Origin of the sequence: Ulvibacterium marinum (assembly GCF_003626755.1) — a bacterium.
GTDB classification, from domain to species: domain Bacteria; phylum Bacteroidota; class Bacteroidia; order Flavobacteriales; family Flavobacteriaceae; genus Ulvibacterium; species Ulvibacterium marinum.
The window spans coordinates 15,986-31,031 of record NZ_RBCJ01000002.1 but is presented as its reverse complement, the minus strand read 5'-3'; the positions used below and the strand labels follow the sequence as shown (position 1 = coordinate 31,031).

Sequence of the window (15,046 nt, the reverse complement as noted above, 5' to 3'; positions counted from 1 at the left end):
GTTGTTTTGAGTTAGTTTTAAATTGCCCGGGGAAACCCGGGCAGTTTTATCTTTACGAGCATGCGGAAACGATTTTTATTTATATTACTCATGAATTGCCTTTGTGGGCCGTGGGTACCCGTAAAGGGACAAAAAGTCAATGCCTTTCCCAGAAAAACGGATCCCCTGCACAAAAAGGTGGAAATGTTCGATGCATTAATGTTGGGTAACCACTGGAACGAAGGGGCTATTATGCAACGGGTGTTTTTTCCGCCAGCAGGTCTTGAAAAGCCCCTAATAGGTAAACAAGCCGATTGTCTTGATCCCACTAGTGAAATGCTGGCCGCGTATTCCCATAAGTACGCCATTACCAAAGACCCCAAGGACAGGCGTATTGCCGATCAAATTTTTGAGGCCATACTAAAATTGGAAAGGGTTACCGGTGTAGATGGGCTTTTTGCCCGAAGTTACAACAAGACGGACAAGCCCCTTTGGCATGAAAAGGTGCTATGGTACAACGAATGGCACCGATCTACCTCCATGCCCGAGTATCGGTGGTTAGGTGACCTTAGCATTGACAAGTTCACCTCTATTTTTTATGGATTGGGCACCTATTGGGAACTTTGCGCCGACAGAGCACACAAAGAACAAGTAGCCCAACTTATCGATCGTTTTGTGGGCAGGATCATTGATGACAATTTTAAACTGACCGATTTGGACGGAAAAATGACCCTGTGGGGCAATCTCTGCCCAGACCTTCCGCATCAAGCGCTCAATTCATTGATTATGTTGGCAGGCCTTAAAGTGGCCCATAAAATCACGGGCAAGGAGCGGTATTCCGCAGCCTATCATATGCTCATTGATCGCTATCACTACGATGACGATCAAATAAATTCAAAACTCTTGTTTCCCAAGGAGTGGCGAAACCCGGGAGACGATTACCACGCGGCAAGGTCACTTTATATGGTGATGCGCTACGAAGAAGACCCTAACTTGCTGATCAAATATCGTATGAACCTTAACCGTCACTGGCATGATTGGAAGGATATGGAATTCAGCTTTGAAAGTTCCATATGGTTTATCATGGTCTATCAAGTACTTATGGATGAAAATGTACTGAACGACCATCGCATCCAGACTATAAAGGACATGTGGGGTTTTGATCGTAAAACCAGGACATTCAACGTGCCGCAAGAGGACGGTACCTATAAACAAGTGGTGGCCGAGGAAGAAGGTACTGCCGCCGCCATGATACGGAACTATTGGTTTGGAAGATACTATAACTTGATCGATGAAAACTGGTAACCACAATACCACTATTATGCACTTTTTTTCAAAACACCTCGGCCTATTGGTATTCTATGTCCTTGGGACTTTTATTACCTTTTCACAAACTTTACCTAAACCACCCGAACCACCTAAAGGCATGGTTTATGTTCCAGCGGGAACGTTTATCATGGGCAGCGAAATCGGAGATCCGGATGAAAGGCCCAAACACATCGCTTCTACCAAAGCCTTCTTCATTGATCGCTACGAGATAAGCAATGCCGAATTTGCCCAGTTCGACCCGACGTTTCGTTTTCCTGAAGACAAGAAGAGTAACGCGGCCGTAGTTACTTGGTCACAGGCCGATGCCTATGCCAAATGGGCCGGAAAACGATTGCCCACGGAAAAGGAGTGGGAAAAAGCGGCGCGGGGCACGGATGGCCGTATGTTTCCCTGGGGAGATACCTATGATAGCACCTATGTGGTCTGGGATCAAAAGAGTACCCGTGGAACGGCCATAGCCAAACCCGAAAGCCCATATGGGTGCTATGATATGGCCGGTGGAGTCTGGGAGTGGACCAATGATTGGTACCAGCCCTATCCCGGAAACCAAACACCTATGGAAGAATACGGCGAGACATACAAGGTTATGCGGGGAGGCTCCAATTTTAACAACCAGTCCTTTTTGCGGACTACGCAACGTTACTACTTGTTACCAGAGGATATACGGGCCTATCCCGTAGGTTTCCGTTGCGCAAAGGATATTGAATAAGCCACCTTTTCCTAACCCAAGGGCTTTCTACGAATCTCGGTTGTCCGCCGATGTTATATTTGCCAATCTGCCAACGGAAATGGAAATATGGGACGATTCGGGTAAAATAACATGAGGAACGAATAATATATCATAAAGCTTCTCAGGAATTTTAAGATAGATTTGTGTATCACCTACCCCATTACATGTAGTAGCTAACTTCATATCATGAAACCTGTTCGATAAAACGATTTGAAGCCTAAGTATGATGAATTCAAGTATCGCACGTTGCCATATTCTTAAACTACTCCTATGCTTACTGCTAGTACCCTTCACCAACGCATGTAGTAAAAAGGATTCTGATATATTGAAATTTTCGAAGGCCACCCTCCTAATAAGTACAACCCTTGAGGAACAGTTTAGAAGTACCTCTAAAACTATTTTGTTCGAAGAGCTCCACAAACGCAATGGCCCGAAGCTTGAAATGGGCAAGAATTGGGAAAACGGAACTATCATAGGTCTTGCCTTGCAAGACGACCCTGATTTGTTCGGAGAGCCATTACCTGAGGTTCAAGATATGGAAACAATGCCGGCCGAAGCATATCGCCTGGTACATATTCAGAAAAACGGAAAAGACATCCTCTGGGTTATAGGGGCAGACGTCCGTGGTATACTTTATGGACTAGGCAAACTCCTCCGTACGGCGCAAATAGGGAATGGGCAGTTACAAATTGCCAGGGATACCGATTTTTCAGAATCGCCGAAATACGCCATTCGGGGACATCAATTTGGTTATCGAAATACGGCCAATTCTTGGGATTCATGGACCGTGGAACAATTTGATCAGCACTTTCGGGAACAGGTATTGTTCGGAGCCAATAGTTTTGAGAACATTCCTTTTCAAGACCCCAATTCCAGTGTCCATTTTAAGGTTCATCCCCAAAAAATGGAAGTGGAACTCAGCAAAATTTGCAACAAGTACCAGGCCGATTATTGGGCTTGGACCCCGGCACCACGGGATTTAACGGAAAAGGATGCACATAAGGAAGGCCTTGCCCAACAAGAGGCCTTTTACGCAAGATGTCCACGGCTTGATGGGGTTTTTGTACCAGGGGGCGACCCTGGCGACAACCATCCATCGGATCTTATGCCCTACTTGCAAGACCTTTCGGAAATACTTAAAAAGCACCATCCTAAGGCGGGTATTTGGGTTTCGTTGCAAGGCTTTGAAGAGGAAAAGGCGGAATACTTTTTCAATTATCTAGAAGAACACGATCCAGATTGGCTCACGGGATTGGTTTACGGGCCCAGCAGCCCTCCCATTGCATTGGAACGCCAATTACTGCCTAAAAAATACAAGCATCGGTTTTATCCAGATATTACCCATACCGTACGCTGTCACTACCCTGCGGCTAATTGGGATCAGGCTTTTGCATTGACCTTAGGTCGGGAGCCCTGCAACCCCCAACCCCGGCACTACGCCAAACTCTTTAATGAGGACACGCAACATACGGATGGGTTTATTACCTATTCGGATGGTTCCCATGATGATGTCAACAAAGTCGTATGGAGTCAATTGGGATGGAATCCAAACATCGATTTAAACAAGACGATTACGGAGTATTGTCGTTTCTTCTTTGGCTCGGAAGTGGCGGAAACAGCGGCAGAGGGCATCTTTGCCCTTGAAAAAAACTGGGAGGGGCCGTTATCGGATAATCCCACGGTTCAAAAAACCTTGGCCCTTTGGCAAGGCTTGGAGACTGGAAATCCTGGGCTACGGGATAATTGGCGGTGGCAGCAGTTAATTATGCGCGCCTACTATGACGCCTATATCCAAGATCGTTCGGCATACGAAAAGAAATTGGAGTCAGAGGCTTACGAAATATTCAAGGCAGCCCCGGAAATGGGGGCCGAAAAAGCGATGGAAAAAGCACTGGCCCATATGCAAAAAGCAGATAACGAACCCATATCCCAACATTTGAAGAATAAGGTCTTTGAATATGCCGAAGCCCTGTTCCATTCGGTAGGAGCCCAAACAAGTGTGGAAAAGTACAATGCCAGCGGTTCCGAAAGGGGCGCCATTCTCGACTTTATCGACCATCCATTGAACAACCGATGGTGGCTTGAGGATGAATTCAAAAAAATTAGCCTTCTAAAAACCGAAGATGAAAAATTAAAGCGGTTGGAATTCCTTAGAACCTATGAAGATCCAGGTTCAGGAAGCTTCTATGACAACATTTCCAGCGCTGACGCCAAACATGTGACCTCTAAGACCGATGATGCTATAGATTACCTGTGGGAAAATAACGGTCTTAGTAGAAAACGGCTCTCCACACAACTCTTTCAGTTCAGTCCCACCTTGGCGTATTACGGGTTGGACCCTAATTCGGAGTATATCATTCGCGTTTCCGGTTATGGGGAAGCTCTTTTAAGGGCAAATGGCGAGCTCTTAAAACCTAGCAAATACGAAAAGGGATTTGAACAATTCAAGGAATTTCCGCTTCCCAAAGAGTTAATAACGGATGGTAAACTAAACATAACCTTCGATAAACCGGATGAGGACCATCTTAACTGGAGACAGCAATCTCGGATAACCGATGTCTGGATTCTAAAACAATAGCGAGTAGCATCAGCAATGAAAAAACCATATCGCAACGGCCTGCAAAAGCTGGGATTATACATATTTATCATTTTATTGGGTTCCTGTGGTTCTTCAGAAAAAGAAAAAGGGAACAAGGATTTATCCGCTGGAGTAAACGCGTATGTGGATAAACCCTTTCTTCAGGAATACCATGAGCCTTTTATCATTGACAAGCGCATTCCGGAGGCCAATGACGTAAGAGCGGTTTACTCGGACAAAACGGGTACCTTATGGGCAGCGACCAAACATGGAGTGTATCAAAAAAAGAAAGACGCCAAAACGTGGCAATTAATGATTCAAGGTGCGAATCAAGGTCCTGCCTATGATCTTAAAATGGATATGGAAGGAACCTTATGGCTGGCCACTTGGAACGGCGTGTACACCTATTCCTCCCAAAAAACACGTAAAACACAAGGGTTGGACTTTCCCATTGGCAAACTGGCCGTCGCCAAAGAAGGTGTATATGCCTTGGGACCAGATGGAATCTGGTTGTTTAATAAGGGCCAATGGCAAAAAAAAGAATATCATGTCCCTAAAAGTATACGGGCCGTACTATCCGATGGCAGAAGTGGACTGTGGATAGGCACGGATGTTGGTCTTTTTCATTGTGCGGAAAACGGGACCAAAGCTTTCCAGGGCAACGAGGATTTGATCAGTGCGGCGGTAAAAGGCCTAGACTTTGACCATGATAATATATTATGGGTGGGTGGTATGGGCGGCGTTACCCTTAGGGATCAGAACCAGAAAATCGGCGAGAAATTACCAAAAGATGGTATTCCAAGTGGAGATGTTACCGCTGTAAGGAAAGGTCCGGATGGCCGAATGTGGGTTGGAACCAACTATGGAATTTCAAGATTTGAACCAAGCTCCAAGGACTATTCGGTCTTGTTGGGACAAAGGTGGTTATTGTCCGATCAGGTACGGGATATCTCCTTTGATGCCTCCGGTACGGCCTGGATAGCTACGGCAAAGGGTATTAGCGCCATAAAAAATCGGACAATGACCTTGGCCGGCAAGGCCGATTTCTTTTATAAAGCCTTAATGGACCATCATGTAAGGGAACCCTGGATAATTGCCCGATCCAGACTGCCCATAGCCGGGGATACCACGGTTATTGAAAGGGAAGATGATGACAATGATGGCGAGTACACGGCCATGTACCTGGCCATGGAATCGTTTCGATATGCCGTAACAAAAAGCCCTGAGGCCAAAGAACGTGCTAAAAAGGCGTTCGAGTTTTTGCATTACCTCCGAGAGGTGACCCAAATAGACGGTTTTTTCGCGAGGACCATTATCCCGGTTTCTTGGAAAAAATCGCATGATATGAACCGAACCTACAATGCGAAACAAAGGGCCGAGGAAAGAATAGCCAATCCGAGACAGAAGAGTGTTGAAAAACGATGGCATGTCTCCAAGGATGGTAAATGGAAATGGAAGGGAGATACGAGCAGCGATGAACTATGCGGGCATTTGTTCGGTTACTATTGGTATTATACCCTGGTTGCGGACGAGGATGAAAAAGAAAGGGTGGCTCATCATTTTAGTAAAATAATGGACCATCTTATACGCAATGATTTTAACCTTGTGGGGGTAGACGATACGCATACCAAATGGGGCGTCTGGTCACCGGACCTTTTGAATCGTGATTTGGATTGGAATCCCGAAAAGGCATTGAATTCTTTGGAACTGCTTTCCTTTTTAAAGTTCGCTTATCATATTACAAAAGATGAAAAGTATCAAAAAGAGTACCTCAAATTAATACATGAGGAGAAATACCTCGAAAATGCAAAAGAACTGTATACCACCAATCCGGCTTGGGAGACTTACTTTGATACCTATCTTGCCTTGTATTGCTACCCGCCCTTAATGAGCACGGAGGAAGATAAGGGATTACAAAAGGAATATAGAACGCATCTGGACCAATGGTTCCATAAAAACAAAGGGGCCAAGAGTCCATTTGTCAATTTCACCTATAATCTTTTTACCAAGGGTACGGATGAACTGGAAAGTTCCATTTTCTTTTTAAAGGATGCCCCTTTGGATTTAATCGATTGGAGGATAGACAACGGAAAAAGGGAGGATTTACAAGTAGTTCGTGAGCCGATCTTGGAAGATTTGCAAGTAAACGAGTTAAGGCCTCCAAGTGAGTATAGGACCATCCGCTGGGATCGGAACCCTTACCATGCAATAAGTGGGAATCCCCATCAATTAAGAGAACCCGTTTTTTGGTTACTGCCGTATTGGATGGGACGCTATTTAAATTTAATTCAATAAGAGGGAACAATACCTCCAATAATTATAAAATAGTAACCATGGATATGCTGGAAGAGAATACTTTGAACAGGAGAAAAACAATCTTGAGGAACCGGTCTGTGAGTCATAAAACAATGAGTATCTTAGGGCAAGTCGAAGCCATTTTTCAATATGAAGTACCAAAAATAGTATGCAAGCCCAAGGAACCATAACGACCTTTTTGGGCGGAATCGATTCCGCCCTGATGCACTTGTTTTTTGGTAAGGAAAACGCGATCGGAGTCATTTCAAGCAGTGCTAGTTTAAAAGAAAAAGATGGTTTTTCGGATTATTCGCGATTACAGGCCTCGATAGATTTATTATTCGGTTCAAAATAAACCGGTTATGCACGAAACTCTAAAAATTGATTCGTATTATTTGGGGCTGGATATTGGCGGTACTAAGTGTGCCATAGTATTGGGGGATGCCAAAGGTAGGCTTGTGGACAAAAAACGCTTTGAAACTAAGGCAGATCGGGGGCATAAGGCCATTTTGGAGGAATTTAAGGCGCACATCAAAACCTTGATGACACGGTATGGCCCCAAGGGTTTGCTCAAAATAGGTGTTAGTTGTGGGGGGCCTTTGGATTCAAAAAAGGGTATCATTAAATCGCCGCCCAATTTACCGGGCTGGAACGAGGTGGGTATCGTAGACCAATTTGAAGATGAATTTGGGGTTCCTGTAGTCCTACAGAATGATGCCAATGCCGGTGCCTTGGCGGAATGGAAAATGGGTGCGGGCCAGGGTGTTGAAAATATGATTTTTCTCACCTTTGGCACAGGCATGGGTGCCGGCCTCATCCTTAATGGCCAAATCTATTCGGGCGCAAACGATCTTGCCGGTGAAATTGGCCACGTACGCATGGCCGATTCAGGGCCTATAGGTTTTGGCAAGGCCGGTTCCTTTGAAGGCTTTTGCAGTGGTGGGGGAATAGCCCAACTGGCCAAGATCCGTGTACGCGAAAAACTAGAACAAGCTATAAATGTCGGTTTTTGCAGTTCAGTTACGGATTTGGATATACTTGATGCAAAAACCATTTTTGAAGCGGCCTATGCGGGAGACCCATTGGCCATGGAAATTATTGAAACAACCGCCCAATACCTAGGTAAAGGATTGGCACTTTTAGTAGATATTATTAACCCCGAACGTATTGTAATTGGCAGTATTTATGCCCGTAACGAAGCTTTGCTACGCCCGTTGGTCCTAAAGGTTTTGAAACGTGAAGCTATCACAGCGGCATTCGATGCCTGTGAAATTGTGCCCGCCAAACTAGGGGATAAGATCGGGGACTATGCGGCCCTGGGCGTTGCCATGCAGTAATCTTTGAATAAATCAGGCTTATGAATAGCATTCTAAAAACCCTTATTAAGCGTTACCCACCTTTGGCATTTTGTGAAAACGAAATACGTTCCGCTGCCGAACTCCTCATTGAATCTTATAAAAAGGGAGGTAAACTATTGCTGTGTGGTAATGGGGGAAGTGCATCGGATGCCGATCACATTGTGGGTGAGTTAATGAAGTCCTTTTCCAAAAAACGGACTGTGGATTCAGAGTTGGCAAAAAATCTAAGGGCCATTTCGGAAACCCGGGGAGACCTTTTGGCCTCGACACTTGAAGGTGCCCTGCCAGCCGTTTCCTTAAATGCCCATGGAGCATTATTATCGGCCATTTTAAACGATATTGGGGGAGATTTTGTCTTTGCTCAACAAGTCGTAGCCCTAGGAAAAAAGGGAGATGTCCTTTTGGCAATCAGCACTTCTGGCAATTCACAAAACGTAATCGATGCCTGTATCGTGGCCAAGGCAAAAGGGGTATCGACCCTTGGGCTGATAGGAGAAATGGGTGGTGAGCTAAAGAATCTTTGTGATGTGGCCATATGTGTGCCGGCCGTGCAAACTGCCGAAGTACAAGAATACCACTTACCCATATACCATGCTTTATGCATCACGCTCGAAGAGACTTTTTTTTAAATATGGCTAGGTTTAGAGCCTAAAATATACGGAAAGATGAAGAAAAAGTATAGTCGATTCCGTCCCGATACCCTAACGTTAACCTAAAACCCAATTTATGGAAAATACCAGTCGTTCAACCTCCTATAGAGGTGCTTTTGCCCTAATGACGTTACTATTTTTTATCTGGGGAGGCATTGTTTCGCTGAATGATATTCTTATCCCCCATTTTAAGGGGCTGTTCACCATGGACTATACCGAGACCATGCTGATTCAATTTTGCTTTTTTGGGGCCTATTTTATGATGGCCATTCCGGCAAGCATGCTCATTGAGCGGATCGGTTATAAGAAAGGTATCTCAGCGGGATTGCTCACCATTGGTTTGGGCGCATTACTTTTTTTGCCTGCATCCTGGGCCATTTCCTATCCGTTGTTTTTGTTCGGGCTTTTTACCATGGCTACCGGCTGTGTTATCCTTCAGGTGGTGGCCAACCCTTATGTCATTATTTTAGGTCCGCCGGAAACGGCCTCCAGCCGTTTAAATCTGGCACAAGGCGTTAATTCCTTGGCCACCACTTTGGCCCCTCTGTTCGGTGGATTGTTTATACTCGGGAGCTATGCCACCCCAAAAGAAGCTGCGGCCGCCGTTGAAGGGCCTTACGTGGGCCTTGCCCTTTTCGCCTTTGCCATTGCGGGGATATTTGCACTATTAAAACTGCCCCAAGTAATAAGTCCATCAACAAAAAAGCTAAAAATCAATGTGTTACGTTTTCGTCAACTACGCCTTGGGGCCATAGCTTTAATGCTCTATGTAGGAGCAGAGGTAGCCATTGGCAGCTTTATAGTCAATTTTTTGGGCGAGCCCCATATCGCGGGGCTTGAAGAAAAAAAGGCCGCCAACTATATCGCCCTGTATTGGGGGGGACTTATGATCGGACGGTTTTTAGGATCGGCCATTCTACGGAAGGTCAGTGCCCAAAAAGTACTCTTCATTTCTGCCCTTGCGGCCGTGGGACTTCTGGCTGTAACCCTTACCAGCAATGGCTGGTTGGCCATGTGGTCCATGCTCGCGGTCGGGCTTTTTAATTCTATCATGTGGTCCAATATCTTTGCCCTGTCCATTGATGGTTTAGGCGAATATACCAACAAAGCGTCCGGCATCCTTGTCATGGCCCCGGTAGGAGGTGCCCTATTGCCCTTGCTTCAAGGGATGCTTGCCGATATTCCCGAAGTAGGGTTACATCTCTCCTATGTGCTTCCTCTGGTATGTTATGCCTTTATTGGGTACTATGCCCTACATGGGTACAAAGCCGGAAAGCAGGATCCGAAAATAACCGAATAGCCAATTAAATGTTTAAATTGAAACCAGACTAGAAAACGCCAGTGTCGTGAAATCAAAAAACGAACTTCCTATGTCTTATCTGCTTTGTTTTATTAGCTACCATAAGGTTTACGGGCCAATCTAAAAATTCTATTTTTTTAAAAACGCACCCTTGGATTTAATTGAATAAAGGAATACAATACGTAAAAACAATGGAACTTTTTCCACTCCACGGTATCGTTACCGTCTTAAATACCCCCTTTACCAAAGAGGATACTATAGATTTTCCTGCTTTGAAAAAGAACGTTAGGTACGCCTTACAAGCAGGTGTGGCTGGATTTTTGGTGCCGGCCATGGCTTCGGAAGTCTACAAATTGAGTCCTTCCGAACGACTTGAAATGGTAGCTACCGTCCTAGAAGTTTCCGAAGGGGTGCCTGTAATTGCAGGAATAGGGGCGAATGACCTTGCCGCAAGTAAAAAGTTATTAAAATCACACCTGGCCTTGGGTTGCAAAAATGTACTTTTTCAGATTCCATATGAGAATGATGCCCAATTTAAAACCCATTTTTCAGAACTGGCCCATTTGGGTCCGGAAATGATAATGCTCCAAGACTGGGACTTTTCCGGTAACGGCCTCCCGGATAGCCTTATTTGTAACCTGTTTGATAAATGCGAAGCTTTTCGTTGCTTAAAGATCGAAACCGTACCCGCAGGTATTAAGTATTCAAGAATATTGAAGTTGACCCAAGGACGCTTGAATTTAAGCGGCGGCTGGGCCGTATCCCAAATGTTGGAGGGACTACAACGCGGAGTCCACGCATTTATGCCCACGGGAATGCACTATAGCTATACCGAAATATATCGCCTTTACAGCAGCGGCAAAATTGAAGAGGCGCAAGAGTTGTTCCAACGGATTTTACCCGTTTTGGCCTTTTCCAATCAGCATCTGGATATTTCCATTCACTTTTTTAAGCGTCTCTTATTCAAACAGGGCATTTACAATACTCCTAATAGTCGAAAACCCATTCTGGAATTTGATGCCCTTCATCAAAAAATCGCTGACGGGCATATTATGAACATTATTGGACTTGAAAATCAATTGAAGGCGTTAAGGGGGAATATCGATTCCAAGAAGTGATCTAAACTTTTTCGTATAGGCTAAAGATCAATGACAAAAATCTGTTTTGCGGATCTGCCCTTAGTGTTGGTCACAATTTTATTATAGGCAATTGTGTTTCCATCGTGCGACCAAACAAGATTCATAGGAGGTTCGGTTGAAGGTTTGGTCCAGATTTCAAACGCCCTCTCCCCTATTTTACGACTTACTACCGCATTATTCCAAACATAACCAATACGATATTCTTTAGGGTGCCAACGCACCCCGCTTTGTACATCACTGGGGTGAAAGGTCTGCTGTACCGGGGTACCGCCCTTAGGTGAAATTGTAAACACTTGTTTGATGTTATTGTCATCATAAGCCAGAAAGGCCAATAAAGCACCGTCATACGAGGATCGCACAACACCTTCACACCCAGGGAATTTGGATTTCACGGTATAGGTCAGTCTCCGTTGGACTGTTCCGGCAGGAGGCGATGGAAAGCTTGTTTTGGTACCCTCAAGTGGGCCATCTTCCCCAATACATGAAAGACATTCCGGAATGTCTACCAAATAGACTTCCTTAACTTCCTTTCCGGTTGCATCATTTACAGTGCCAATAAAGGCCCTTGCCCTTTGTTTTGTACCATCGTCCTTACTATAACCATAAGTTCCTACCCAACTATCGGCCTCCGCCCTACTGATTTCATCACTGCCGTTCCTTGGATTCGGTTCTACCTGAACCACCACTGCACTGAACCAATCGCCCGAAAAATTATCTCCCTTTAACGAGTCCTTTACAATTACCTTCTTCTCGTTTTTTGATACGCCAATGGTCCTCAAATTGTAGTTTACCCCGGTAGAATCTTCCCTTTTTTTCATTAGGGCATCGTTATAGGTAAAACCGATCCATTGGCCATCACCGCTCCATTCATGACGATGTGTTCCTCCCCGTAACGCTCCGGGGTTAAATGGAAAGGAAACGTCCCTGGCATCCATAAACAAAGGAATACCGGGAGCATCGTCCTCCACGATTACCCCGGTCCTCCTCCACTGTTCATACGGATAGTCGGTAGACGCATTCAAAAGTCCGTGAATAAAAACCACTTGATTGTTGGTGTGACTGTAGCTTACGGCACCAACTCCGGGACCAAAGGCCTTGTTGTGGTCTAACTCGTAAAGCGTTACCTGCTCGCCGGTAACTACATGTACCTTTTCAATTTTGCCATTTCCGCCTATCCCACCTTCCTCTGTTCTTGTATCATACACCAGCCATTGGTCGTCCGGTGAAAAGTTATCGTTATTATCCAGATCATGGTTTTGGGAGAAATCAATCGTAAGCTGACGCTCCGTCCTATAACTATCCTTGGTACATGAAGCGAGGAACCCAACCAAGCAAAGTGATATCCACAACTGTGCGATGATCCTTAACTGCCTGGCCATTTTTATACGACTGTAACTATAACCCAGCATTATACGATTTAAAGTTGTGGTTCACTTATCACCTTTAAATACCTTCCCATCCAATAAGGCAATAACCAAATATCTCCGGCCGAATATTCTTGCCTGCCATCCCTCCCTAACTTATCCAATCGGAACATGTTGGAGTTATGCCGTTGTATGGGCCGTTCATCAGGAGGCAGAACTTCACGGATGGTCTGTTCCCTAAAATTTGGCGGAACAAAATCGATATCCTTTCGGTGGCTGTTTTTAATATCCCATGTTACAAGATCCATAGGATGTTCCCTAAGGTACCAAGCCGCTTCTTCCAAATCAAATTCAGGAGTTCCGGTAAGTGCGGTCATAATGTTCCAAGCCCCTTCTTTTTCGGGCCGTTCCACTTCCCAATGATCTATAATGGCCTTTTTGTAGTTTGCCTTTAAAGTATCGTTAAAAGCATAGTTGTACAGCCCCCAGTACCCTACATAATACATTTCATCATCAGAATGGTTCCAGGATTCGGACAACATTTTGCTCCAGTCGTCTGCATCGTCCGGGGCAGGCCCTATTTCTTTGATGGGCCGCATCAGATTTTCGAAATATCCATGGTTATCCATAAGATCAAATGCCTTTTCCTTGTACTTTTCCTTCCCGGTAAAATAATAGGCCGTCTGTAGCATACCAATAATGTTGGAGGCGTTTAATTTTCGGTCTCCCACCATCTTTGGCCTGGCATTCACATACTCAGGGTTCCATTTGCCCCAAGTAGTAGGTTTCCCATCAAAATCTACCATATACAGATCGTTTTGTACCACATGGCTCATTAAAGTGTCTATTAGGGTAATCGCCCTATCCTTTAGGTCATTGTCCATAAGCTCGGCCATAACACCATAGGCAAAAATATGGCCTATGGCTTCATCACTACTTGTGGTGGCCTTCCAATCCCATTCGGGATCATCGGTATGTTGCCAGCGATGTGGGTCGTTCAAAACCTCGATATAGCCGCTCCTTTCAAAAGAACGTGAGGGAAACCCGGGAACAGGATTAATACTGAAGAGGCGTTCCATAGCCTCCATGGATTCCCTACAATTTTGCAGGGCCTCTTCGGATTGGGTAACGGCATACCGAAAGACCTCCCCTGCAAGGTACATGGTAGTCCAAAGCCCGTCATTATCGGAATCCGTAAGTCGCCCCGAATCAATATTACCTCGCTCCAAGTCCGTTAAAGAGGCATTAAAACCCAAGCGAATATGTCTGTTGCGCACTTGTTTATCATAGTATTGGGCCTTATCAAAAAGTGTCATTTCCTTGAATACGATCTGGCCAAGTCCGGCATCGGTAACTACTAGTATGGAGCCATCGGTACCCTTTGAAATATGTACTACTTTATTCCCCGGGAGCCAACGCTTCCCATAATAATAATCGAATTTACCATCTTTCCGTAACTTAAACGCACCCTGGGCTGAACCAAACCAAAGGTCCCCATCTATAGCTTCCAGATCCGTTATCTCTATTACCGGCAATTTGGTCTGTTTGTCACCCACTCGCTCACCGGATATTGCATCCATCGCAAAATACCCCGAATTGGTGCCAATGATTACCTTATTGTCCAAAATCGCGAAGGAGGTAAAATCGGATCCCCGGAGCACGGTTTTAAGTTCACTTGTACTTATATTGAAGCTAGAAACCGTATTTTGACCCAAAACCCAGAATTTTTCACGGGACGCATCAAACAGAATATCCTGAACAATGTCCCCTTCCAATTGCCCTTGCCAAGGCGTTTTGGCCATGGATAAAAACTGGAGCGTAGTACCATCACTGATCAGAAATAGAAAATCACCTCCCGCGGCAATGATATTCGCATTGGGTAAATCGTGTTTTAGATATAAATTTCCTGCCCAGGCATTGCTTAACACGGCTTTATCGTCCAGATACACAAATTGATTTTTATACAAAGTCATGCCGGACAACTTTTTATCCCTTAGCGGGCGATAGGTCTTATCAGGCGTTAAAACACCTGGATATAAAAACTGACCATCATGCGTACGGTACAGCCCATTAGAGGAGATTGCCTGAATTGTACCATTTCTGTCCGCATAGGCGGCCAGCAAAAGAACATCATCGGTAAGGTCATATTTTATGGCGAAATCTTGCAAATAGGGAACATCTTGGTAAACGGGCATTTGGCCCATTGGTTTTTGGCCCTTTTCGGAGACTTGATTACAGCTAACGAGCAAAAAAACCGATACAAAACAAAATTGGAATACATTTCTCATAAGGATGTGGTTGCCATAGGAAAATTAAACTTTTGG

12 protein-coding genes are annotated in these 15,046 nt (G+C 44.9%); 9 read left to right on the top strand and 3 right to left on the bottom strand.

All coding sequences use genetic code 11. The annotated features are described in order from the left end of the window. The first annotated feature begins 90 nt into the window (after positions 1 to 90). Positions 91 to 1,284, top strand: coding sequence for a hypothetical protein (locus tag D7Z94_RS07330; protein ID WP_120710928.1), 1,194 nt, complete (start codon positions 91 to 93; stop codon positions 1,282 to 1,284). Next, on the top strand, positions 1,271 to 2,017 hold the full coding sequence (locus D7Z94_RS07325) for a formylglycine-generating enzyme family protein (RefSeq protein ID WP_120710927.1): 747 nt from the start codon (positions 1,271 to 1,273) through the stop codon (positions 2,015 to 2,017). The genes D7Z94_RS07330 and D7Z94_RS07325 overlap by 14 nt, the downstream gene beginning before the upstream one ends. A gap of 27 nt (positions 2,018 to 2,044) precedes the next feature. On the opposite strand, the gene D7Z94_RS25620 is transcribed toward D7Z94_RS07325, so the two are convergent. After that, on the bottom strand, positions 2,045 to 2,221 hold the full coding sequence (locus tag D7Z94_RS25620; protein ID WP_158594600.1) for a hypothetical protein: 177 nt from the start codon (positions 2,219 to 2,221) through the stop codon (positions 2,045 to 2,047). Between the two features lie 142 nt (positions 2,222 to 2,363). Between D7Z94_RS25620 and D7Z94_RS07320 the strand changes: the two genes are divergently transcribed. The 7 genes from D7Z94_RS07320 to D7Z94_RS07290 all read left to right on the top strand — a co-directional run bounded on the left by D7Z94_RS07320 (position 2,364) and on the right by D7Z94_RS07290 (position 11,337). Continuing rightward, entirely contained in the window at positions 2,364 to 4,616 is a 2,253-nt protein-coding gene (locus D7Z94_RS07320; protein WP_211341760.1) for a hypothetical protein, read from the top strand. A gap of 15 nt (positions 4,617 to 4,631) precedes the next feature. After that, the gene (locus D7Z94_RS07315) at positions 4,632 to 6,911 is read left to right on the top strand and encodes a ligand-binding sensor domain-containing protein (RefSeq protein WP_120710926.1); all 2,280 of its coding nucleotides are present in this window, start codon (positions 4,632 to 4,634) and stop codon (positions 6,909 to 6,911) included. 169 nt (positions 6,912 to 7,080) lie between these two features. Then, positions 7,081 to 7,266, top strand: a complete 186-nt coding sequence (locus D7Z94_RS07310; RefSeq protein WP_120710925.1) for a hypothetical protein — start codon at positions 7,081 to 7,083, stop codon at positions 7,264 to 7,266. 7 nt (positions 7,267 to 7,273) lie between these two features. After that, entirely contained in the window at positions 7,274 to 8,248 is a 975-nt protein-coding gene (locus D7Z94_RS07305) for an ROK family protein (RefSeq protein WP_120710924.1), read from the top strand. A gap of 20 nt (positions 8,249 to 8,268) precedes the next feature. Continuing rightward, positions 8,269 to 8,898, top strand: a complete 630-nt coding sequence (locus tag D7Z94_RS07300; protein WP_120710923.1) for a D-sedoheptulose-7-phosphate isomerase — start codon at positions 8,269 to 8,271, stop codon at positions 8,896 to 8,898. Between the two features lie 97 nt (positions 8,899 to 8,995). Continuing rightward, positions 8,996 to 10,219, top strand: coding sequence for a sugar MFS transporter (locus D7Z94_RS07295; RefSeq protein WP_120710922.1), 1,224 nt, complete (start codon positions 8,996 to 8,998; stop codon positions 10,217 to 10,219). A 191-nt stretch (positions 10,220 to 10,410) separates the two neighbouring features. Then, a complete protein-coding gene (locus tag D7Z94_RS07290; protein ID WP_120711972.1) occupies positions 10,411 to 11,337 on the top strand; it encodes a dihydrodipicolinate synthase family protein in 927 nt (308 codons plus the stop codon). A gap of 20 nt (positions 11,338 to 11,357) precedes the next feature. Here D7Z94_RS07290 and D7Z94_RS07285 read toward each other — a convergent pair whose 3' ends face one another. Together D7Z94_RS07285 and D7Z94_RS07280 are read right to left on the bottom strand one after the other, a co-directional pair. Further along, positions 11,358 to 12,737, bottom strand: a complete 1,380-nt coding sequence (locus D7Z94_RS07285; protein WP_120711971.1) for a DUF3748 domain-containing protein — start codon at positions 12,735 to 12,737, stop codon at positions 11,358 to 11,360. A gap of 38 nt (positions 12,738 to 12,775) precedes the next feature. Continuing rightward, positions 12,776 to 14,917: a ligand-binding sensor domain-containing protein gene (locus D7Z94_RS07280; RefSeq protein WP_211341759.1), complete on the bottom strand. Its 2,142-nt coding sequence runs from the start codon at positions 14,915 to 14,917 to the stop codon at positions 12,776 to 12,778. Between the last annotated feature and the right edge of the window lie 129 nt (positions 14,918 to 15,046).